General features: G+C 75.1%; 18 protein-coding genes. 3 read left to right on the top strand and 15 right to left on the bottom strand.

The genetic code is table 11. From position 1 onward, the window contains the following. Nucleotides 1–48 precede the first annotated feature (48 nt). From Q0963_RS03215 to mraZ, 15 genes are all read right to left on the bottom strand, one after another. Nucleotides 49–744: a YggS family pyridoxal phosphate-dependent enzyme gene (locus tag Q0963_RS03215; protein WP_299442341.1), complete on the bottom strand. Its 696-nt coding sequence runs from the start codon at nt 742–744 to the stop codon at nt 49–51. Continuing rightward, nucleotides 741–1,448 carry a polyphenol oxidase family protein gene (locus Q0963_RS03210; protein WP_299442338.1) on the bottom strand — a complete coding sequence of 236 codons (708 nt, stop codon included), beginning with the start codon at nt 1,446–1,448 and terminating at the stop codon, nt 741–743. Before Q0963_RS03210 ends, Q0963_RS03215 begins: the two co-directional genes overlap by 4 nt. A gap of 64 nt (nt 1,449–1,512) precedes the next feature. Then, on the bottom strand, nt 1,513–2,811 hold the full coding sequence (gene ftsZ / locus Q0963_RS03205; RefSeq protein ID WP_299442336.1) for a cell division protein FtsZ: 1,299 nt from the start codon (nt 2,809–2,811) through the stop codon (nt 1,513–1,515). Nucleotides 2,812–3,041: 230 nt separating this feature from the next. Further along, a complete protein-coding gene (locus Q0963_RS03200; protein WP_299442333.1) occupies nt 3,042–3,791 on the bottom strand; it encodes a cell division protein FtsQ/DivIB in 750 nt (249 codons plus the stop codon). Beyond that, nucleotides 3,788–5,155, bottom strand: a complete 1,368-nt coding sequence (gene murC / locus Q0963_RS03195) for a UDP-N-acetylmuramate--L-alanine ligase (protein WP_299442479.1) — start codon at nt 5,153–5,155, stop codon at nt 3,788–3,790. Before murC ends, Q0963_RS03200 begins: the two co-directional genes overlap by 4 nt. A 100-nt stretch (nt 5,156–5,255) precedes the next feature. Further along, nucleotides 5,256–6,353 carry an undecaprenyldiphospho-muramoylpentapeptide beta-N-acetylglucosaminyltransferase gene (murG, locus tag Q0963_RS03190; protein ID WP_299442330.1) on the bottom strand — a complete coding sequence of 366 codons (1,098 nt, stop codon included), beginning with the start codon at nt 6,351–6,353 and terminating at the stop codon, nt 5,256–5,258. Further along, complete coding sequence (gene ftsW, locus Q0963_RS03185) at nt 6,350–7,606, bottom strand: putative lipid II flippase FtsW (RefSeq protein ID WP_299442327.1); 1,257 nt, start codon at nt 7,604–7,606, stop codon at nt 6,350–6,352. The genes murG and ftsW overlap by 4 nt, the downstream gene beginning before the upstream one ends. 3 nt (nt 7,607–7,609) lie before the next feature. After that, nucleotides 7,610–9,100, bottom strand: a complete 1,491-nt coding sequence (murD, locus tag Q0963_RS03180) for a UDP-N-acetylmuramoyl-L-alanine--D-glutamate ligase (RefSeq protein ID WP_299442324.1) — start codon at nt 9,098–9,100, stop codon at nt 7,610–7,612. After that, nucleotides 9,097–10,179, bottom strand: a complete 1,083-nt coding sequence (gene mraY / locus Q0963_RS03175) for a phospho-N-acetylmuramoyl-pentapeptide-transferase (protein ID WP_299442321.1) — start codon at nt 10,177–10,179, stop codon at nt 9,097–9,099. Before mraY ends, murD begins: the two co-directional genes overlap by 4 nt. Further along, the gene (gene murF, locus Q0963_RS03170; protein WP_299442318.1) at nt 10,176–11,582 is read right to left on the bottom strand and encodes a UDP-N-acetylmuramoyl-tripeptide--D-alanyl-D-alanine ligase; all 1,407 of its coding nucleotides are present in this window, start codon (nt 11,580–11,582) and stop codon (nt 10,176–10,178) included. The genes mraY and murF overlap by 4 nt, the downstream gene beginning before the upstream one ends. Then, nucleotides 11,579–13,123 carry a UDP-N-acetylmuramoyl-L-alanyl-D-glutamate--2,6-diaminopimelate ligase gene (locus Q0963_RS03165; RefSeq protein ID WP_299442315.1) on the bottom strand — a complete coding sequence of 515 codons (1,545 nt, stop codon included), beginning with the start codon at nt 13,121–13,123 and terminating at the stop codon, nt 11,579–11,581. Before Q0963_RS03165 ends, murF begins: the two co-directional genes overlap by 4 nt. Before the next feature lie 10 nt (nt 13,124–13,133). Then, nucleotides 13,134–14,924, bottom strand: coding sequence for a penicillin-binding protein 2 (locus Q0963_RS03160; RefSeq protein ID WP_299442312.1), 1,791 nt, complete (start codon nt 14,922–14,924; stop codon nt 13,134–13,136). Between the two features lie 334 nt (nt 14,925–15,258). Continuing rightward, entirely contained in the window at nt 15,259–15,723 is a 465-nt protein-coding gene (locus Q0963_RS03155) for a hypothetical protein (RefSeq protein ID WP_299442309.1), read from the bottom strand. Beyond that, a complete protein-coding gene (rsmH, locus tag Q0963_RS03150; RefSeq protein ID WP_299442306.1) occupies nt 15,720–16,697 on the bottom strand; it encodes a 16S rRNA (cytosine(1402)-N(4))-methyltransferase RsmH in 978 nt (325 codons plus the stop codon). The genes Q0963_RS03155 and rsmH overlap by 4 nt, the downstream gene beginning before the upstream one ends. 216 nt (nt 16,698–16,913) lie before the next feature. Continuing rightward, the gene (gene mraZ / locus Q0963_RS03145) at nt 16,914–17,357 is read right to left on the bottom strand and encodes a division/cell wall cluster transcriptional repressor MraZ (protein ID WP_299442303.1); all 444 of its coding nucleotides are present in this window, start codon (nt 17,355–17,357) and stop codon (nt 16,914–16,916) included. Between the two features lie 344 nt (nt 17,358–17,701). Between mraZ and Q0963_RS03140 the strand changes: the two genes are divergently transcribed. From Q0963_RS03140 to Q0963_RS03130, 3 genes are read left to right on the top strand one after another with little or no spacing between them, the layout of a single operon-like run. After that, nucleotides 17,702–18,706 carry a MoxR family ATPase gene (locus Q0963_RS03140; protein ID WP_299442300.1) on the top strand — a complete coding sequence of 335 codons (1,005 nt, stop codon included), beginning with the start codon at nt 17,702–17,704 and terminating at the stop codon, nt 18,704–18,706. A gap of 7 nt (nt 18,707–18,713) precedes the next feature. Then, the gene (locus Q0963_RS03135; RefSeq protein WP_299442297.1) at nt 18,714–20,000 is read left to right on the top strand and encodes a DUF58 domain-containing protein; all 1,287 of its coding nucleotides are present in this window, start codon (nt 18,714–18,716) and stop codon (nt 19,998–20,000) included. Then, nucleotides 19,997–22,306, top strand: coding sequence for a DUF3488 and transglutaminase-like domain-containing protein (locus Q0963_RS03130; protein ID WP_299442294.1), 2,310 nt, complete (start codon nt 19,997–19,999; stop codon nt 22,304–22,306). Before Q0963_RS03135 ends, Q0963_RS03130 begins: the two co-directional genes overlap by 4 nt. The last annotated feature ends 8 nt before the right edge of the window (nt 22,307–22,314 follow it).

Here is a 22,314-nt window from a genome sequence, read left to right as displayed (position 1 = left end):
TCCTCGGTCGTCGGCTCCGCCTTCCGGTGCCGTGCGTCGTGACCGAAGTTACCGGTGTGACTCACGAGAACCGAGGATTGCGGACCCGACACGCAGGTGTGTCGCCCCTTCGGCCACGGCGTCCTCGAGATCCGCGCTCATGCCGGCGGACAGCCAGGTCGCCGCGGGATGGTCGGTCCGGAGCCGCTCGGACAGCTCGCGGAGCCGCGCGAAGGCCGGCCGCGCCGGCTCCCCGAGGGGCGCGACAGCCATGAGTCCGCGCAGGCGCAGGTGGTCGAGGCCGGCGGCGACCTCGGCGAGGGCGGCCACGTCGTCGGGCGCGACGCCACCCCGGCCACCGGAGGTGTCGAGCCCGACCTGCACGAGGACGTCCAGGGGCCGGCCCGCCCGTTCGGCCGCCCGGTCCAGCGCCAGCGCCAGCTTGGGCCGGTCGAGGGAGTGGACGACGTCGGCGTACCGCACGACGCCACCGGCCTTCTTCGTCTGGAGCTGGCCGATGAAGTGGACGGTCAGCCGGTCCCGGTGCGCGAGCTCGGCGACCTTGGCGGACGCCTCCTGGTCGCGGTTCTCACCGATGTCGGTGACCCCGAGCTCGGCGAGGGTGTCGACGTCGGCCGCGGGGAAGAACTTCGTGACGACGACGAGCGTCACGTCGTCGGTGCGCCCGGCGGCGCTCATCGCCATGTCGATCCGGGCCCGGACCGCCCCGAGCCGCTCGGCGAGCTCGTCGCGCCGCCCGCTCACCCGGCCACCCGGTGCACGACCCCGGCGAACCGGCCGGTCGTGCGGGAGGCCCGGTACGAGTAGAGGTCGGCGCTCTCCTTCGTGCAGCCGGGCAGCCAGCGGACGGCGACGTCGAGAGCCCGGAGCTGGGCGACGACGCCGGCGGCGACGTCGAGCGACGGCGTGCCCGTCCACGTGACCGCCGCGCTCACCGGATGCTCCGCGGCGACGTCGTCGCGCATCTCGGCGGGCACCTCGTAGCAGCGGGCGCACACCGAGGGCCCGACGACGGCGTCCACCGCGGCGGCTCCGAGGTCGCGCATGGCGGCGACGGCCGCGGGCACGACCCCCGCGACGAGCCCGGGCCGGCCGGCGTGCACGGCGCCGACGACCCCCTCGGGGCTGGCGAGGAGCACCGGCACGCAGTCGGCGACGAGGACCGCGAGGGCGAGGTCGGCGGACCGGGTGACGAGTGCGTCGGCCGACGGGGCGCGGGTCGGGACGCCGTCGACGACGGCGACGCCGGCTCCGTGGCACTGGTCCATGTAGACGACGGGTCGCCCCAGGGCGTCGGCCAGCCGGCCGCGGTTGCGCGCGACGGCGTCCGGGTCGTCGCCGACGTGGGCCCCGAGGTTGAGGCCGGCCCACTCCCCCGCACTGACCCCGCCGTCCCGGCTCGTGACCGCGCGCCGGGCGCCGGCCGTCGTCTCGTCCCAGAAGAACACGGGTCCACCGTAGACGCGCCAGGGGCGGGCCGGTGTCCCGGCCCGCCCCTGGCGCAGTGCTCGTCTACTTGAGGAAGTCCGGCACGTCGAGGTCGTCCTCGCCGTCGAAGGTGACCGTGCGCGGCGGCTGCTGGCGCGCGGGCTCGGCCGGCGTCGACTCCCGCTCGGTGCGCACCGGCGCCTCCTCGTCGACGGGGGTCGCCGGGGGCGCGTCCGGGGACTCGCGCCGCTCCACCGGCGCGAAGGCGGGCACCGGCTCGGGGCTGCCCTGGCCACCCTGGGGGGCGTAGCCGTTGCTCTGGCCCGTCGGCGCGGCCGGGGCCGGCGGCGCCGCGGGAGTGGCCGGCGGGACCGCCGGGGGCACCGGGCGGCCCTGGATGGTGCCGAGCGCGCGGTCGTCGGCGCGCCGGGCCGGGGCGCCGCCGTCGAAGCCGGCGGCGATGACGGTGACCCGCACCTCGTCGCCGAGGGCGTCGTCGATGACCGCACCGAAGATGATGTTGGCCTCGGGGTGCGCGGCCTCCTGGACGAGGCGCGCGGCCTCGTTGATCTCGAACAGGCCGAGGTCGCTGCCGCCCTGGATCGAGAGCAGCACGCCGTGGGCGCCGTCGATGCTCGCTTCGAGCAGCGGGCTCGAGATGGCCAGCTCGGCGGCCTGCACCGCGCGGTCCTCGCCGCGCGCCGAGCCGATGCCCATGAGCGCCGAGCCGGCGCCCTGCATGACCGACTTGACGTCGGCGAAGTCGAGGTTGATGAGGCCGGGCGTCGTGATGAGGTCGGTGATGCCCTGGACACCCGAGAGCAGCACCTGGTCGGCGCTGCGGAAGGCGTCGAGCATCGACACCCCGCGGTCGCTGATCGACAGGAGCCGGTCGTTGGGGATGACGATGAGGGTGTCGACCTCCTCGCGCAGGGCCGCGATGCCGGTCTCGGCCTGGTTCGCGCGGCGCCGGCCCTCGAAGGTGAACGGGCGCGTCACGACACCGATCGTCAGGGCCCCGAGGCCCCGGGCGATGCGCGCGACGACGGGCGCGCCACCGGTGCCGGTGCCACCGCCCTCACCGGCGGTGACGAAGACCATGTCGGCCCCCTTGAGGACCTCCTCGATCTCCTCGGCGTGGTCCTCGGCGGCCTTCTTGCCCACCTCGGGGTCGGCGCCGGCGCCGAGCCCGCGGGTGAGCTCGCGGCCCACGTCGAGCTTGACGTCGGCGTCGCTCATGAGGAGCGCCTGGGCGTCGGTGTTGACCGCGATGAACTCGACCCCCTTGAGGCCGACCTCGATCATCCGGTTGATGGCGTTGACACCGCCGCCGCCGATGCCGACGACCTTGATGACGGCGAGGTAGTTCTGGGGTGATGCCACGGCTGGGGCCTTCCACTTCGGTCAGGGCGTTCGGTGCGGCCAGTCGTAACTCTCGACCTCTCGTCGAGGATTACAGTTAGGTCACGGTGTCTGGTGGGACGACGCTACGTCGGCCCCGGGGGTCTCGCACAACTCCGACGGGGCGTGTCGCGACATCCCGATGCGAAATCCTGCCACGCGAGATGTGGCGCGTCACAACCGCCTCACGAACCCCATCGGTCACACCGTGGTCAGCGGGTGACGGGCGTCTCGGGCGCACTGACGTCGATGACCTTCGCCTTCGTCGTGAGCAGGGCCCGCAGGACCCGGACCTTGAGGTCGCCGGAGTCCGCCCCGCCCCACACGACGGTGCGCGACCCGATCGTGAACGTCACGAGGTTGGCGCTGCTCACCGTGACCGACGTGACCCGCCGCTCGAGGTCGTCGGGGAGCGCCTCGAGGAAGGCGAGTGCGGCGGTGAGGGCCTGCGGGGTCGTCGCCTCGGCGCCGGCGGCGGTGACGACCGGAACGCCCTTCGGGGCCTTCTTCACGGTGCCGAAGGCGACCCCGGTGGCATCCACGACCTGAAGTCGACCTTGAGGGTTCTTCAGGACGATGGCGGCCGTCCGGGGGACGACGTCGACCTCCAGGGTGCGCGGCCAGGCGCGCCGCACCGAGACCTCGGCGACGGTCACCCGGGCGCGCACCGCGGCCTCGACGGCCTCGGTGTCGACCCGCACCAGGGGCGTGCCCGTCGGCACCGCGACGAGCTCGGCGACGGCCGCGGCCTCGCCCCCGGACACCCCCGTGACCTCGACGTCGTGGACCCCGAGCACGTCGGTCCAGCCGCCGACCCACACGACGCCGGCGACCGTGGCGACGGCGACCGTGGCACCGAGGGCGCGCCGCCAGGGCCGCCGCCGGTGCTCGAGCGCGCGGTCGCGGAAGCGGGTGGCCGACGACGCGAGGCCGACCGGCCCGTCGGTGCGCGTGGAGGTCATCGGGGTTCCCCTGTCCCCCGCGCGCGGAGCGCGGCGACGATCGCCGGGCCGAGCGCGGTGACGTCCCCGGCCCCGACCGTGAGGACGAGGTCGCCGGGGCCGGCCGCGGCGACGACGCTCGCGACGGCGTCGGCCGGGGCGAGGCCGACCTCGACGACCCGGCTGCCGGGACGTGCCGCGAGCGGGTCGCCGACGAGCGCCGAGGTGACGCCCGGCTCGGGGTCCTCCCGGGCGCCGTAGATGTCGAGGAGGACGACGTGGTCGGCGGGCGCGAGCGCCGCCGCGAACTCGGCGGCGAAGTCGCGGGTGCGGCTGTAGAGGTGCGGCTGGAAGACCACCCGCAGCCGGCCGGCTCCGGAGCGCGCGACGACGTCGGCCGCCGTGGCCACGACGGCCGCGACCTTGGCCGGGTTGTGGGCGTAGTCGTCGACGACGGTGACGCCGCCGACCTCGCCGCGCTGCTCGAACCGGCGACGGGCACCGGTGAAGCCGGCCAGGCCACGCAGGACCGCCGCGGGGTCGGCGCCGAGCCCGACGACCCCGGCGAGCACGGCGGCGCAGGCGTTGGCGACGTTGTGGGCGCCGGGCACCGACAGGACGAGCTCGTGCTCGCTGCCGTCGGGCATCCGGACGACCGAGCGGGTGCCGAGGCCGTCGGGGCTGCTCGAGAGCACGCGCAGGTCGGCCGCCGGGTCGACCCCGAACGTGACGACCCGGCGGCCGGCGGCGCGCTCGGCGTCGGCGAGGGCGCGCGCCCCGGGGTCGTCCTGGCTCGCGACGAGCAGGCCGCCCGGCGCCACGGTCGCCGCGAACTCCGCGTACGCATCGGCGACGGCGGCGGGCGTGCCGTAGAAGTCGAGGTGGTCGGGCTGGACGTTGGTGACGACGGCGACGTCCGGGCCGTAGACGACGAAGGTGCCGTCGCTCTCGTCGGCCTCGACGACGAACGCGTCGCCGGCCCCGAGCGCGGCGTTGGTGCCGAGCTGGGCGACCTCGCCGCCGCAGGCGTACGAGGGGTCGGCTCCGGCCTCGGTGAGGGCGACGACGAGCATCGCCGTCGTCGAGGTCTTGCCGTTGGCGCCGGCCACCGCGACCCGCCGGGTGCCGGCCATGAGCGCGGCGAGGGCCTGCGCGCGGTGGAGCACCCGCAGCCCCGCAGCTCGGGCCGCGGCGAGCTCGGGGTTGTCCTCGCGGACGGCCGAGGAGACGACGACGGTGTCGACGCCCCGGAGGTGGGCCGCGTCGTGCCCCACCGAGACGGTGGCGCCCGCGGACCGCAGCGCTGCGAGCACCGGGGTGTCGGCGGCGTCGGAGCCGCTGACGGTCACCCCTCGGGCCAGCAACAGCCGGGCGACGGCGGACATCCCGGCGCCGCCGATGGCGACGAGGTGCACGGCACCGAGCGCGTCCCAGGCGGGGACGGCCGCCGCGAGGTCGAAGCGCGGGTTGGTGACGGGCACGGGGTCAGCGCCCCTGCGCGGCCGCGGTGACGAGGTCGGCGAGCAGCTCGTCGCCGCCGCGCTCCCCCACCGACGCCGCGGCGGCCGACATCGCGGCGACCCGGGCCTCGTCGAGGGCGAGCGGCAGGACGACCGAGCGCACCCAGGCGGCGTCGACGGCGGCATCCTCGGCGAGCAGGCCACCACCGGCGCCGATGACCGCCGCGGCGTTGAGCCGCTGCTCGCCGTTGCCGACGGGCAGCGGCACGTACACCGCGGGGAGGCCCACGGCGCTCAGCTCGCACACCGTGTTGGCGCCGGAGCGGACGACGGCGAGGTCGGCCGCCGCGTACGCGAGGTCCATCCGGTCGCAGTACTCCAGGACCCGGTACGGCGCGCCGGAGGTGTCCCCCGGCTCGACGGTCTTACCGGAGCCGGTGACGTGGAGCACCTGGACGCCGGCCCCGGACAGGTCGGCAGCGGCCCCCGCGAACGCCTCGTTGAGGCGCTGCGCCCCGAGTGAGCCGCCCGTGACGAGCAGGGTGGGGCGGTCCTCCTCGAGCCCGAAGTGCTCGCGCGCCCGACCCCGCAGCGCCGGGCGGTCGAGCGTCGCGATCTCGGAGCGCAGCGGCATCCCGGTGACGACGGCGCGCCGCAGCGGAGTGCCGGGGAACGCGACGGCGACGTGCGCGGCCACCCGCGCCCCCAGGCGGTTCGCGAGCCCGGGCCGGGCGTTGCCCTCGTGGACGACGACGGGCACCCCGGCTCGGCGGGCGGCGAGGTAGGCCGGTGAGGCGACGAACCCGCCGAACCCGACGACGACCTCGGCCCCGGTCTCGTCGATGGCCCGGCGGGCGGCCGCGACCGCCGCACCTAGCGCGCGTGGGAGCCGCAGCACCGCGCCGTCGGGCCGCCGCGGGAACGGGACGCGCGGGATCTCGTGCAGGGGGTAGCCCCGCTCGGGGACGAGCCGGGCTTCGAGGCCCTCGCGGGTCCCGAGCGCGGCGACCGCGATGTCGGGGTCGCGGCGGCGCAGGCAGTCGGCCAGGGCCAGCAGCGGCGAGATGTGGCCTGCCGTGCCGCCGCCGGCCAGCAGCACCGAGCGCGGCCCGGACGGGGTCACGAGGCCCTCCCGCGCCGCACGGCCCCGGACACGACCGCCATCGACCGGCGCAGCGAGGAGGACCGGGCGCGCAGGGCGTCGGCGCACCCGGGCTCGTGCCGGGCGAAGGACAGGAGGATGCCGAGCGCCCCCATCGTCGTGATGAGCGAGGAGCCGCCCGAGGACACGAGCGGCAGCGGGACGCCGATGACCGGCAGGAGCCCGATGACGGCGCCGATGTTGACCCCGGCCTGGACGATGATCCACGTCATGATCCCGGCGGTGACGACCCGCACGAAGAAGTCGTCGGACCGGCTGACGAGGCGGTAGCACGTGAGGGCCAGCCCGCCGAAGAGCAGGAGGATGGCCAGGCTGCCCGGCAGGCCCAGCTCCTCGCCGATGATCGCGAAGATGAAGTCGTTGTGCGGCTCGGACAGCAGGCCCCACTTCTCGCGGCTCTGGCCGAGCCCGAGGCCCAGCCAGCCGCCGTCGGCGAGGGCGTACCGGCCGTGCAGGGGCTGGCGGGCCGCGCCCCACTCGTCGGTGTCGCGGCCGAGCCAGACGTCGAAGCGGCCGAGCCGGTTGGGGCTGGTGACGACGAACGCGACGACCATGCCGATGAACGGGACCGCCGCGATGGCGAACCAGCGCAGCGGGATGCCGGCGGCGAAGAGCACGCCCGCGACGATCGCGCCCATGACCATGACCGTGCCGAGGTCGTGCCCGAGGATGACCGCGGCCACGGCCGTCGCCACCATCGGCACGAGGTACGGGACGAGGACGTGGGTGAACGACGACAGGTGCCGGCGCTTGCGGGCGAGGACCGCTCCCCCGGCCAGGACGAGGCCGACCTTGAGCACCTCCGAGGGCTGGAGGCTGACCGGCCCGAGCCGGATCCAGTTGCGGTTGCCCTGGAAGGCGTCACCGAGCGGGGTGAACACGAGCAGCTGGAGCCCGATGCCGAGGACGAGCACCGGCACGGCGAGCCGCTTCCAGCCCAGCACCGGGATGCGGGAGGCGACGAGCAGCGCGACGGCGCCGACGGCGGCGTACACGGCCTGCGGGAGGAAGATCGTGTACGCCGACCGGGTGCGGTCGAGCGAGACGATCGCGCTGGCCGAGAGCACCATGATGAGGCCGAAGACGACGAGGGCGGCGGTGAGCGACAGGAGCAGGTAGTACGTGGCCACCGGGGAGTCGAGCCGTTCGCCCCAGACCCGGAGCCTGGAGGCACCGCCGGCCTGCCGGCGGGCCGGGGCGGTCGTGCTGGTCACGGGCTACCCCTGGTCGGTGAGCCGCCGGACCGCCGCCGCGAAGGCGTCGCCACGCGCACCGTAGTTGGCGAACATGTCCATCGACGCGGCGGCCGGGGCGAGCAGCACGACATCGCCCTCCCGGGCCATCCCGAGGGCATGCTCGACCACCGCGTCCATGGCACCAGTGTCGGTGCGCCCGACCTCGACGACCGGGACATCCGGCGCGTGTCGGGCGAGTGCCTCGGCGATGGCCGCCCGGTCGGCCCCGAGGAGGACGACCCCGCGCAGGCGGGAGGCGGCCCCGGCGACGAGCTCGTCGACGTCGGCGCCTTTCAGCAGCCCACCCGCGACCCAGACGACGTGCTCGAACGCGGTGAGGCTCGCGGCGGCGGCGTGCGGGTTGGTGGCCTTGGAGTCGTCGACCCAGCGGATCCCGGCGACGGTGCCGAGGTCGGCGATGCGGTGCGGCTCGGGGACGAAGTCGCGCAGCCCCTGGCGGACCGCGGCGGGCGGGACGCCGTGGGCCCGGGCCAGCGCCGCGGCGGCGAGCGCGTTGGCAACGAGGTGCGGCGCGGGCGCCGGCGCGTCGGGGCCCGCCCGCAGGTCCTCGAGGGTGCCGAGCTCGGCGGCGGAGGTCCGGCGCTCGTCGACGAAGGCCCGGTCGGCGAGGACGTCGTCGACGAGCCCGACCTGCGAGAGCCCGGGGACCCCGAGGGTGAACCCGACGGCGCGGCAGCCCTCCTGGACGTCGGCGTCCTCGACGAGGTGCATCGTCGCCTCGTCCTGGACGTTGTAGACGCAGGCGACCTCGGTGTTCGTGTACACCCGCCCCTTCGCCCGTGCGTACTCGGCGAGCGAGCCGTGCCAGTCGACGTGGTCCGGGGCGATGTTCAGGCACGCGGAGGCCCGGGGCGCGATCGAGTGCGACCAGTGCAGCTGGAAGCTCGACAGCTCGACGGCGACGACGTCGTAGGGCTGGGGGTCCATCACGACCTCGAGCAGCGGGGTGCCGACATTGCCGGCGCTGCACGCACGCAGCCCCGCGGCGCGCAGCATCGCCGTGAGCATCTGGACCGTCGTCGTCTTGCCGTTGGTCCCGGTGACGGTGAGCCACGGTGCGGCGCCCTCGCGCGGGCGCATCCGCCAGGCCAGCTCGACCTCGCCCCACACGGCGACACCCGCCGCGGCGGCCGCGGCGAGCAGCGGCTGGTCCGGCCGCCAGCCCGGCGAGGTGACGACGAGGTCGACGGGCTCGTCCGGCAGGTGCGAGACCGCCTCGTCGCCGTGCCGGAGCGCCGCGCCGAGGATGTCGAGGATGCGGGCCCGCTCGGCCATCACCGAGCCCGCGGCGGGCTCGGCGGCGTCGACGACGACGACGTGGGCGCCCCGCTCGAGCAGGGCGTCGGCGGCCGCGAACCCGCTGACGCCGAGCCCGGCGACGACGACGCGCAGCCCCGCCCAGTCGGCGTCCCGGTGGGTGAGTGTGGCGAGGCGGTCGGGGACCCCGCTCATCCGGCGCCCACCACCCACTCGGCGTAGAACAGCCCGAGCCCGAGTGCGACGAAGAGCCCGGCGATGATCCAGAACCGGATGACGATCGTGACCTCCTGCCACCCGAGCAGCTCGAAGTGGTGCTGGAGCGGCGCCATCCGGAACACCCGCTTGCCCGTGGTCTTGAACGAGGCGACCTGGATGATGACCGACAGGGTGATCGTGACGAACAGGCCGCCGAGGATGACGACGAGCAGCTCGGTGCGGGTGAGGATCGCGAGCCCGGCGAGCCCGCCGCCGAGGGCGAGCGACCCCGTGTCGCCCATGAAGATCTTGGCCGGCGAGGCGTTCCACCACAGGAAGCCGAAGCACGCTCCCATCCCGCAGGCGGCGACGATGGCGAGGTCGTGCGGGTCGCGCACCTCGTAGCACTTCGTGCCCGGGTTCCACTGGCAGTTCTGGTTGAACTGCCAGATGCCGATGAGGACGTAGGACGCGAAGACCATGACGGAGGCGCCGGTCGCGAGCCCGTCGAGGCCGTCGGTGAGGTTCACCCCGTTCGAGGTGCCCGCGACGATGACGTTCGCCCAGATGACGAACAGGATGATCCCGACCACGCTGCCGGCGAACGCGAGGTTGAGCGGGGTGTCGCGCACGAACGACACGGCGGTCGACGCCGGGGTGCGGAACGCGTGGTTGGGGAACTGGAGCGCCAGGACGGCGAAGGTGACGGCGACGAGGGTCTGCCCGGCCAGCTTCTGCCGCGAGCGCAGCCCGAGGCTGCGCTGCTTGCTGATCTTGATGTAGTCGTCGAGGAACCCGACCAGGCCCATCCCGGCCATGAGGAAGAGGACGAGCAGCCCGCTGACCGACGGCGTCTGCCCCGTCACGAGGTGCGCGACCGCGTACGCCGCGAGCGAGCTGACGACGATGACGGCCCCGCCCATCGTCGGGGTGCCGCGCTTGGTGTGGTGCGAGGTGGGGCCGTCGTCCCGGATGAACTGGCCGTAGCCCTTGCGCACGAGGAAGCGGATGAAGGTCGGGGTCCCGAAGAGCGAGAAGACGAGCGACACGACGGCGGCGATGAGCACGGCCTTCACGTCTGCTCCTCCAGGGGTGCTGCCAGTCGGTCTCCGAGCAACCGTAGCCCGGCGTCCCGGCTCGACTTGAACAGGGCGACGTCGCCGCGCCGCAGCTCGGCCCGCAGCAGGGCCTCGGCGGCGTCGGCATCCGCGACGATACGCACCCGCGTCCCGCCCGAGGCCGCGCGCGCGCCGTCGGCGAGCGGGCGGGCGGCGTCGCCGACGACGACCAGCTCGTCGACACCGCGGGCGACGACCTCGGCACCGACCTGCGCGTGGAGCGCGTCGGACTCGGCGCCGAGCTCGAGCATGGTGCCGAGCACCGCCCACGTCCGCCGGCCCTCCCCCATCCGCTCCAGCGCCTCCAGGGCGGCCCGCATCGAGTCGGGGTTGGCGTTGTACGCGTCGTTGACGAGGGTGACGCCGTCGCTGCGCTCGCTGACCTCCATCCGCCAGCGGCTCACCGGCCGGGCGGCGGCGAGGGCGGGAACGACGTCGTCGAGGGCGAGGCCGAGCTCGAGGGCGACGGCCACGACGGCGAGGGCGTTGGCGACGTGGTGCCGGCCGACGAGGCCGAGCGCCACCTCGGCCGGGCCGGCGGGGGTCGTCAGCGTGAACCGGGGCCGGCCAGCGGCGTCGAGGGTGACGTCGGTGGCCCGCACCGCGGCCTCCTCGGCCTCGCCGACGAGGACGACCCGGGCGCCGGTGACGTCGGCCATGGCGCGCACGGCGGGGTCGTCGGCGTTGAGGACCGCCACGCCGGTCGCGGCCGGCAGGGCGGCGGGCAGCTCGGACTTGGCCCGGGCGATCGCCTCGCGCGAGCCGAACTCCCCGACGTGGGCGGTGCCGACGTTGAGCACGACCCCGATCCGCGGTGGGGCCATCTCGGCGAGGTAGGCGATGTGCCCCGCCCCGCGGGCGCCCATCTCGACGACGAGGTAGCGGGTCTCGGGGGTCACCCGGCACACGGTGAGGGGGACGCCGACCTCGGAGTTGTAGGAGCCGACGGGCGCGACCGTCGGGCCCGCCGTGGCGAGGACGGTGCCGAGGAGGTCCTTGGTGCTCGTCTTGCCCGAGGACCCGGTGATGCCGACGACGGCGAGGTCCAGCGACCGGTCGACCACCGCACGGGCCAGCCGGGCGAAGGCGTCCTGGGTGTCCGGGACGAGGACACAGGCACGTCCCGGCACCGGGCGCGTCGTGAGGGCGGCGACCGCGCCGGCCTCCGCCGCGGCGTCGACGAAGTCGTGGCCGTCTGCGGTCTCACCGACCCGGGCCACGTACAGCCCGCCGGGGCCGGCCTCGCGCGAGTCGGTGACGACCGGGCCGTCGACGAGCACCGAGGCGGCCTGCTCCTCGGGAATGCCGACGAGCCGGCCGCCGGTGACGACCGCGACCTCGACGAGGGTCATCGGGATCACCGCGGCACCGCCTCGGCCGCCCGGCGCAGCGCGGCCCGCAGCTCGTCGCGGTCGTCGAAGGGGTGCACGACCCCCCCGACGTCCTGCCCGGTCTCGTGGCCCTTGCCGACCACCGCGACGGCGGCGTCGGCCCCGTCGGGCCAGGCGGCGGCGACGGCCTCCCGGATGGCCTGCCGGCGGTCGCCGATCTCGGTGACCGCGACCTCACGCCCGGAGGCCCGCACCGACTCGACCCCTTCGAGGACGGCGGCCCGGATGGCGGCGGGGTCCTCCGAGCGCGGGTTGTCGTCGGTGACGACGACGAGGTCGGCGACCTCGGCGGCGGCGGCCCCCATGGCGCGGCGCTTGTCGCGGTCGCGGTCCCCGCCGGCCCCGGTGACGCAGACGAGCCGACCGGGGGTGGTGGGGCGCAGGGCGCGCAGGGCGGCGCCGATGGCGTCCGGGGTGTGGGCGTAGTCGACGACGGCGAGCGGCTGGACCGCGACCCCGTCGACGACGACGCGCTCCATCCGCCCCGGGACGTGCGGGTCGGCCAGCACGGCGTCACCGACGGCGGCCGGGTCCTCGCCGAGCAGCACCAGGGCGGCGGCGGCCATCGCGGTGTTCGTGACGTTGAAGGCGCCCGGCAGCCGGGACCGCAGCGCGAGGTCGACCCCGTCGGGGCCGGTGAGCCGGAACGCCGCGGGGTCGCGGTCGTCGGGGTGGATGACCCAGTCGGCGGTGTCGTCGCCCGTCGCGATGGTCTGCACCGGCACCCCGGCGGAGCCGGCGAGCCGGCGCCCCCACGCGTCGTCGACGCACACGAGGCCGCGGCGGGCCCGCTCGGGGGTGAAGAGCGACGCCTTCGCGGCGAAGTAGTCCTCCATCCCGTCGTGGAAGTCGAGGTGGTCCTGGGACAGGTTGGTGAAGAGCGCGACGTCGAACACCGCCCCGTCGACCCGGTGCTGGGCCAGGGCGTGGCTCGACACCTCCATGACGCAGCCGTCGAGGCCGCGCTCGGCCATGACCGCGAAGAGGGCGTGCAGCTCGGACGCCTCCGGGGTCGTGCGCACGCTGCCGACGCGCTCGGCGCCGATCCGGGTCTCGACGGTGCCGATGAGCCCCGGCTCGCGGCCGAGCGCGACGAGCGCCGAGTGCACGAGGTAGGCGGTGGTCGTCTTCCCGTTGGTCCCGGTGATGCCGAGGAGCCACAGCGGCGCCGACTCGGTCCCGTAGATCCGGGCGGCGGCGGCACCGAGCACGGCGCGCGGGTCGCCGACGACGAGAGCCGGCAGGTCGACGCCCGCCGCCGTCATCCGGCGCAGCCCGTCCTCGTCGGTGAGGACGGCGACGGCTCCGGACCCGGCGGCGGCGGCGGCGAAGTCGGCACCGTGGGCCCGGGCTCCGGGCAGGGCGGCGTACAGGTCGCCGGGGCGCACGGCCCGGGAGTCCAGGGTCGCCCCGAGGACGTCCGGGTCGGGCCCGGGACGGGCGGCGCCGACGAGGGCCGCGACCTCGCGGAGCGGGGTGTGGCGCTGCGAGGTGGGCCGGGGGAAAAGCACGCGCAGGACCCTACCGTCTGGGGTGCTCGACGCCGTCACGCAGGACGGTGGGGTCCTTCAGGGCCTTCTCGGGGTCGACCGCGAGGGTGACCTTCGGGGGCTTGCGGCCGGTCGGCGGGATCTTCAGCTCTTGGAGCGCGTACGTCGTGACGTCCTTGAAGACCGGGCCCGCCACGTAGCCGCCGAAGTACGGGTACACGGGCTTCTGGACGATGACGGCGACGACGATCTCCGGGTCGTCGGCCGGGGCGTAGCCGATGAAGCTCGCCGTGAAGCCGCGGTACTTGCCCACCCTCTCGTCGTAGAAGTCGGCCGTGCCGGTCTTGCCCGCCACCCGGTACCCGGCGACCATGGCCTCCTCGGCGGTGCCCTCGTCGCTCACGACGCCCTCGAGCATCCGCGAGACGTCGTTGGCGGTCTTCTCGGACACGACCCGCGACGACGTCGCCGCGGGCATCTCGCGGACCGTGCCGTCGGCCTCGGTGACGCTGTCGATGAGCCGGGGCGCGACCCGGACGCCGCCGTTGGCGATGGTCTGGAAGACCGACGCGTCCTGGATCGCGGTGACCGAGACGCCCTGGCCGAACGCGACGGTGGCGCGCTGGGTGCCGCTCCACGTCGAGGACTCGGAGAGGATGCCGGCGGACTCACCGGGGTAGCCGAGCCCGGACCGGGTGCCGAGCCCGAAGCTGCGGAAGTAGCGCTCCAGGGTCGAGGACTTCAGCGTCTCGCTGACGAGGATGGTCCCGATGTTGCTCGACTCGGCGAGGGTGCCGGCGACGGTGCGGTACTGGGTCGGGTGCTCGTGGCTGTCCTTGAACCGGGCGTCGTGGCGCGGCAGGCGGTTGGGGATGACGACCGGGGTCGACGGGGTGACGGTGCCTTCCTCGAGCGCGGCCGCGATGGTCATGATCTTCGCCGTCGAGCCGGGCTCGAACACGTCGCTGAACGCCTTGTTGTCGAGCTCGGCGCCCTGCTTCCCGATGTCGGTGTTCGGGTCGAAGGTCGGGTACGACGCGACGCTCAGGAGGTCGCCGGTCTTCGCGTTCATGATGACGATCGTGCCGGACTCGGCCTTGGTCTCCTTGATCCGCTGCGCGAGGGAGTTCTGCGCGTACCACTGCAGCGAGGAGTTGATCGTCAGCGTCACGTCGCGGCCGTCGACGGCCGGGGTGATGCTGCTCTCCCCCGCCGGGATCGCGGTGCCGTTCTGGCCCTGCTCGAAGGTCTGCTTGCCGGGGGTGCCCTGGAGCTGCTCGTCGACCATCAGCTCGACACCGCCGCCGGGCTTGCCGTTGTCGATGACGTAACCGACGAGGGCGGCCGTCGTCGTGCCCTGCGGGTAGGTGCGCTCGGAGCGGGTCTCGCGCCGGTCGCGGGCGATGCCGGGGATGCCGAGCTCGGCGATCGTGTTCCACCGCAGCGGTGTGACGTTCTTGCTGAGGATCCGGTACCGGCTCTCGCCGGTCAGCTGGGTCACCAGCTCGCTCACCGGTGTCCCGAGCAGGGGCGCGAGCCGCTGCGCGGCGGCCTGGACCGCCGCCGGCGAGGTCGCCGGGTCGCACGTGTTCTTCCCGGTGCCGTACGTGCACACCGCCGTCTGGTCGGCGACGACGACCTCCCGCACGACACTCGAGGCGAGCACGGTGCCGTCGGCGGAGAGGATCTGGCCGCGCATCGCGGGGATGATCTGGGCGGTCACGCGCTTGCTCTCGGCCTCGGCCGCGACGGCGTGGGCGTCGAGGCCCTGGATCCGCACGAGCTGGGCGCCGAAGACGCTGAGGGTGAAGATCGTCGCCATCGTCAGCGCCCGCATCCGCCGGCGCGGGTTGGGTCCCGGCCCGCCGCGCCGGGGCGCCGGGCGGCGGGGACCGCCGGTGCCGCTGCCGCGCGCGGCCGCGGGGCGCCGCGTGGTCGCCGGCTTCGCCGTCGGCGTCGCCGCCGACGTCGGTCGCGGACTGTTCTTCGGTCGCGGCGCCGGCTTCGGTCGCGCGGTGTTCTTCGGTCGCGGTGAGCCGTTCGCCCGCGGCGGGTTCTGCGGCCGCGCACCGGCCGGCCGGGTGCCGGTCGGTCGCCGCCCCGAGGGCGGCGGGGTCTTCGGTGGCGTCACGGGTGCTCCGGTTCCTCGCGGGGGGTCAGCGGCTCGGGGTGGAGGAGGTCGACAGGGACGAGGACTCGGTGACAACGCTAAAGCGCTGGTTGGCACCGGCCTTCGACGCCACGCCGACGACCTTCCCGTCGGCGAGCCGCAGGAACGCCGCCGTCTCGGCCGGCACCATCCCGAGGGCACGGGCCTCGCGGGCGAGCGGGCCCGGGCCGGACACCGCGTCGAGGGCGTGCCGCAGCTCGTCCTGGGTGTCGTTGAGCTCGTCCGAGCGGTGCTGGAGGTCGCGCATCGTGTACGACCCCTTCGCCATCGCCGTGTTGAGGACGAGGACCCCGACGAAGCCGCCGAGCAGCAGAGCCACGCAGAGCGCGAGGAAGACCGCGTTGCCCTCGGCGGCCGCGGGCGCGACGACCCGCAGGCGGCGCGGGGCAGGCGCGGTGGCGCGCCGGACGGCGGGACGGTGCTGCGGCCGGGCCGCGGCGGACTGGCTCATGCGGAGGCTCCTTTCGGCGAGAGACGCTCGGCCGCCCGGAGGCGGGCCGAGGCGGACCTGGGGTTGGTGTGCTGCTCGGCGTCCGAGGGGATCTCGGCGCCGCGGGTGAGGAGACGGAGGTAGGGGGCGTCCTCCGGACGCTCGACCGGCATGCCCGCCGGGGTCCGGCTGTGGGCGCCCGCGGCCAGCGCGCGCTTGGTGATGCGGTCCTCGAGCGAGTGGTACGACAGGACGACGATCCGGCCACCGGGCGCGAGCGCCCCGATGGCCGCGTCGACGGCGCGCTGCCACACGTCGAGCTCGGCGTTCACCTCGATGCGCAGGGCCTGGAAGGTCCGCTTCGCCGGGTGGCCCCCGGTGCGCTGCGACGCCGCCGGGACCGCTGCGCGCACGACCTCGACGAGGCGCGCCGACGTCGTGAAGGGCTCCTTCTCGCGCTCCCGGACGATCGCGGAGGCGACCCGGCCGGCGAACCGCTCCTCGCCGTACGACTTGAGGATGCGCGCGAGGTCGCCGTGCTCGTAGGTGTTGAGGACGTCGGCGGCGGTGATCCCCCGCATCTGGTCCATCCGCATGTCCAGCGGGGCGTCGTGCCGGTAGGCGAACCCGCGGTCGGCCTCGTCGAGCTGGAAGGAGGAGACACCGAGGTCGAAGAGGATGCCCGCCGCCGTACCGTCGGCGACCTGCCCGAGGACGTCGGCGACCTCGTCGTACACGGCGTGGACGGCGGTGAAGCGGTCACCGAAGGGCGCCAGCCGCTCCTGCGCGAGTGCGATGGCCTCGGTGTCACGGTCGAGCCCGACGACCCGGGCGTTCGGGCAGCGCCGAAGCAGGGCCTCGGTGTGGCCACCCATGCCGAGCGTCGCGTCGACGCACACGCTGCCCTCGGCGTCGAGGGCGGGGGCGAGGAGGTCGACGACACGGTCGAGCAGCACGGGCACGTGCCGGCTGTCGGGGGCTCCGCGGCTGGCCATGTCGTCCTCCTCTCTCTTCTGGGTGCGGGTGGGTGCCGGGTGTGGTGGTGGGCGGTGGTGGGCGGGTGCCGGTGCGGGCCGACCCGGCAACGGGTCCCCATCCGATCCGTGCCCGGCGCGGGGGAAGTCGCGTCGGGTGCCGGGTCGGCTGGAGGCCTGCGGTCGGGTCGGGTCGAGGTCGGGGGCGGTGGTGACGGCGGAGGGAGGTCGCGGGGCTCAGAGGCCGGGGACCACCTCCTCGGTCCCGGCGGAGTACGCGGAGTAGGCCGGCATGACCTGGTCGAGGTACTCGGTCCACCGGGTGGTGTCCCAGACCTCGAGGCGGCTGCCGTTGCCGATGACGGTGCAGTCCTTGTCCAGGCCGGCGTAGGCGCGCAGCGCCTGGGGGACGGTGACCCGGCCCTGCTTGTCCGGGGTGTCGGGGTGGGCGCTGGCCCGGAAGACCCGGATGAAGTCGCGCACGCCCTTGGTGGAGCCGGACACGGCCTGCATCTCCTGGGAGATGCGGTGGAACTCGGAGGTCGGGAACACGTAGAGGCAGCCCTCCTGACCACGGGTGACGACGAGCCCGTCGGCGAGGGCGCCGCGGAACCTGGCCGGGAGGAAGAGCCGGCCCTTGTCGTCGAGCCGGGGCGTGTGGGTGCCGAGGAACTCGTCCACCACGCCACCTCCTCGACCCGTTCGGTGGCTCCCTCTGCCTCCGGTTCGCTCCACTTTACTCCACTACGCCTCCTGTAGACACCCGTTTTGAGAGAAGTCGCCGCGATTCTCCTCTGTCTGCGCAGGTGAGAGCAGGTGGTGCGAAGTGGGGGAAGATCGTCATCCCATCGCCGTACCGGACCCGGCGGCATGCCGCAGACGCCGTCGGGGCGCCGAAGGCTCGACCGTCGGGGAGCACGGTGGGGCGCGAAGCCTGTCCGGGGAGGCCGTCGTGGAGGAAGATCGAGGGCACACTCCGACGGCCCGGATCGTTTGGGTGGGCACGGACCGAGGAAGGGACCCCCGTGAGCGATCTCGAGCACGACCCCCGCACGACCAGCGACCCCGCCGTCCGCGGCGCCTCGCTCGACCAGGTGCTCCAGGTGTCGAGCACCCTGGCGAGCGCGATGAACTCCGTCATCGAGGGCAAGCAGTCCGTGGTGCGGACGGCCATCACCGTCCTGCTCGCCGAGGGCCACCTGCTCGTCGAGGACGTGCCGGGCACCGGCAAGACGCTGCTCGCCAAGACCCTCGGGCGCTGCATCGACGCCTCGGTGCGCCGCGTGCAGTTCACCCCCGACCTGCTGCCCAGCGACATCACCGGGGTCTCGGTCTACAACCAGGACGTCCGCGACTTCGAGTTCCGCCCCGGCGCGATCTTCGCCAACGTCGTCGTCGGCGACGAGATCAACCGCGCCTCGCCCAAGACCCAGAGCGCGCTGCTCGAGTCGATGGAGGAAGGGCAGGTCACCGTCGACGGCACGACCTACGTCCTCCCCCGCCCGTTCATCGTCATGGCCACCCAGAACCCCATCGAGATGGAGGGCACCTACCCGCTGCCCGAGGCCCAGCGCGACCGGTTCATGGCCCGGATCTCGATGGGGTACCCCTCCGCGCGTTCCGAGCTCGACATGCTCGAGCTGCACGGTGGCGTCTCCCCGCTCGAGGCGCTCCGGTCGGTCACCGACGCCGCGACCATCCAGACGATGATCGACGCCGTCCGCACCGTGCACGCCTCCGCCGCCGTCCGCCAGTACATCGTCGACCTCGCCCAGGCGACCCGCAGCAGCACGGCGCTGCGTCTCGGCGCCTCGCCCCGCGCCACGCTGCACCTGCTCCGGGCCGCCCGCGCCCACGCCGCCCTCGCCGGCCGCGACCACGTCCTCCCCGACGACATCCAGCAGATCGCCGGCCCCGTCCTCGCCCACCGGCTCATCCCGACGGGCGAGACCCAGATGGCCCGGCGCACCACCTCCGACGTCCTCGCCGACCTGCTCCAGCGGGTCCGCGTGCCCGCCCCCACCCGGTGAGCCGCCCGTGCGCGCACTCCAGCGGACACTGACGACCCGGGGAGCCTCGTTCGCCGGCTGCGGGGCCGTGCTCGTCCTCGCCGGGATCGTCCTCGGTCAGGTCGACATCACCCGGGTCGGGGTGCTCCTGCTCGCGCTCACCGCCCTGTCGCTGCTCCTCGTCCGTCGGCACGGGCTGCGGCTCGAGGTGGCGCGCACCGTCGCGCCCGGCCAGGTGGCCATCGACCAGCGCTCGCTCGTCACCGTCACGGTCCGCAACGCCGAGGCGACCCCCACCCCGATCCTCATGGCCGAGGAGTCCATCGACTACGCCCTCGGCGACCGCCCGCGGTTCGTCCTGCCGGCGCTGCGCCCGGGCGCGACCCGGGAGCTGCAGTACGGCGTCCGCTCGCACACCCGCGGCGTGCACCGGGTCGGCCCGCTGCGGGTGCGGGTCCGGGACCCCTTCGGGCTCTCCCTGCGCACGGCGGCCGTCAGCGGGGAGGCGGAGGTCGTCGTGCTCCCCCGCGTCGTGCCCCTGTCGGAGGGTCGGTCGCTCGGGAGCGGGATCGGCTCCGAGGGGTCCGTGCCGCACATGGTGGCCCTGCACGGTGAGGACGACCAGACGATCCGGGAGTACCGCGACGGCGACGACCTGCGCCGCATCCACTGGCCCGCCACCGCCCGCACCGGCGACCTCATGGTCCGCCAGGAGGACCGGCCCGCGAAGCGCCGGGCCGTCGTGCTCCTCGACAGCCGCGCCGCCGGGCATGCCGGGTCGGGCCGCGCCGGGTCCATCGAGTGGTGCGTGACGACGGCCGCGTCGGTGGTCGCCCACCTCGTCGACTCCGGGTACGCCGTCCACCTCCTCGTCGCCGACCCCTCCTCCGAGCACGGGTCCCGCCACGACGACACCCTCCACGGCGCCCTCGACTCGCTGGCCCGGGTCGGCCTCACCGGCGAGGACGCCACCCGCGCGGTCCTGCACGACGCGAGCGGGCTCACCGCGCAGGGCGGCCTCGTCGTCTACGTCGGGGGCCCGCTCCCCGATGACGACGCCCACGCCCTCGCCGCCCTGCGCCAGCCCGGGTCGAGCGCCCTCGCCCTCGTCATCGACCCCCGCTCGTTCGGGGGGCGCCGGGCGGCGGGGGACGGCGCCGGCTCCCCCGCCGGCACCGCTGACGGGTCGACCGGTGCGACCTGCGCAATGCTGACGGCCTCCGGCTGGCTCACGTTGTCGGTCGGGGCCGCCACCACCCCCGCCGAGGCCTGGGCCACGGTCGTCGGTGGGTCGCTGGCGGGGGCTGCCCGGTGAACCGCGCCCGCCCGGCCGACGTCGCCCTCGCGGCGCTGGCGACCCTGCTCGTCACCCTCCCGCTCGTCGACCTGTTCACGCCCGCCACAGCGTGGGTCCGACCGAGCGCCGTCCTCGTGCTCGCCGTCGCCCTGGCCGGCATCGGCCTGCGCGCCCTGACGAGCGTGCGTCCCGTCGTCGTCGCCGGCCAGGCCCTCGTCCTCCTCGAGGGGGTCTCGCTGCTCCACGGCCAGGGGCACCTCTGGCGCGGCGTGCTCCCGGTTCCCGAGACCGGGCACGCGTTCGGGATCATCCTCACCGACGCCTACACGACGATCACGACGTACACCGCGCCTGCTCCGGCCGACCGGGGCACGGTCCTGGGCATCAGCCTCCTCGTGGGCCTCACCGCCCTCGCCGTCGACGCCATGGCGATCACCTACCGGAGCCCTGCCCTGGCCGGCATCCCGCTGCTCACCGCGTTCCTGTCGGCAGCGACGAACACCACCTCGGGCCTGGCGGCGTGGCTCGTCGTCCCGCCGGCGCTGTGCTGGCTGGCCCTCGTCGGGCGCCAGGGTGTGCTGTCGCTGCGAGCGTGGGGCGGCACGGCGGCCGAGGGCGCCTCCACCTCCGCCGACCCGGCCGGAGCCTTCGCGTCGATCGGGCGTGTCGTGGGGGTCGTCGCGCTGGCGGCCGCCGTCGTCGTCCCGGGGCTCGTCCCCCACCTGCCGACGACCTTCGTCGCCGACGGGCTGGCTCGCGGCGACGGCGGGTCGGGCTCCGGTGGGGCGGTGCGGCTGTCGACGAGCATCGACATCGCCCGCGACCTCGCCGACCGCTCGCAGGAGCCCGTCCTCGTGTACCGGACGACCGACAGCACCCCGGAGCCGTTGCGGGTCGGCCTGCTCGACACCTACCGGCGGGGCCAGTGGCGGACCTCGTCGGAAGCCACCTACATCCCGCTCGACGGCCAGCTGCCCGGGACGAGCGCCAGCCCCGACGTCGAGCGCACGACGGAGCGGATCGAGGTGTCCCGCTCCCTCATCGGGGTCCCCCAGGTCGCGCTGCCCGAGAACGCGATCGGCTCACCGTTCCCCACCGGGACCTGGCGGGTCACCGGCGCCGGGCTGGTCGAGCTGACGGCCCCGGTGAGCGAGTACACCGTCGAGTACGTCAGCCTCCTGCCGACCCCGGCGCAGTTCCGGGGCAGCATCGGCGCCGCGCCCGCACCCGGCAACGACCTGCAGCTCGACCCCGGGTCGGAGGCGGCCGTCCGTGCGCTCCTGGAGCGGATCACCGTCGACGCCGACAGCCCCATCGAGAAGGCCATCGCCATCCAGGACCACCTGCGCGGCCCCCAGTACACCTACTCCGAGGACCTCGTCGAGGAGACGGCCGACGGCCGCCGCCCGGAGGAGCCGCTCGTGCGGTTCCTGGAGACGCGGGCCGGCTACTGCGTGCAGTTCTCGAGCGCGATGATCATGCTCTCGCGGGCCGCGGGGATCCCCGCCCGGATGGCCGTCGGCTTCCTGCCCGGAGCCCCCGACGGCGACGACCGGGTCGTGCGCGCCGACGACGCCCACGCCTGGCCCGAGCTGTACTTCCCCGCCCTGGGGTGGGTGCGGTTCGAGCCCACCCCCGGCATCCGCAGCGGGCTCCCGCCGGCGTACACCCAGGAGGCGACCGGCCCCGGCGAGAACCCCACCGCCGCGCCGAGCCCCTCCCCGACCGGCTCGGCCGCCGACCCGACACGGCCCCTCGAGGACGTGACCGCCGACGTCCCGCAGGACGTCGGCGCGGCCTCTGCGACCGGGGTGCTCGACCTCGTCTCCCGGCACCTGACGACCGTCCTCGGGGTGCTCGGCGTCCTCGCCCTGGCCGCCCTCACCCCGCTCGGGGCCTGGCTGGCCCGGCGGAGGGCACGCCGGCGCGCCCGCGACGCCGCGGAGCGGGTCGAGGCCGAATGGCAGTCGCTGCTGTCCCGGCTCGGTGACATCGGGTTCGTGCCCAGCGACGGGGCCACCCCCCGCCAGGCCTCCCGTGAGATCGGGCGGTCCGCCTACCTGAGCCCGGACGAGGACGCCGCGCTCGGCCGCGTCGTCGACACCCTCGAGAAGGCGCGGTACGCCCGGCCGGGAGCCCCCCTGCCGGACGTGTCCGGGGACGCCCGCACCGTGTGGCGGGGCGCGCTCGGCCGCCGCCGGCGCATCGCCCGGTACCGCGCGCTCATGCTGCCCGAGGAGGGACGCCGGCTCTGGGCCGGGCTGCTGCGGCCGCAGCGGCGACGCCGGGAGGCCGAGGACCGGGAGGACTCCCCCGTCGGCTGACCGGGGCG

Origin of the sequence: uncultured Phycicoccus sp. (assembly GCF_947495705.1) — a bacterium.
GTDB lineage: Bacteria > Actinomycetota > Actinomycetes > Actinomycetales > Dermatophilaceae > Phycicoccus.
Note: the sequence above shows the minus strand (reverse complement) of the source record. Positions and strands in the feature narration are given on the sequence as shown.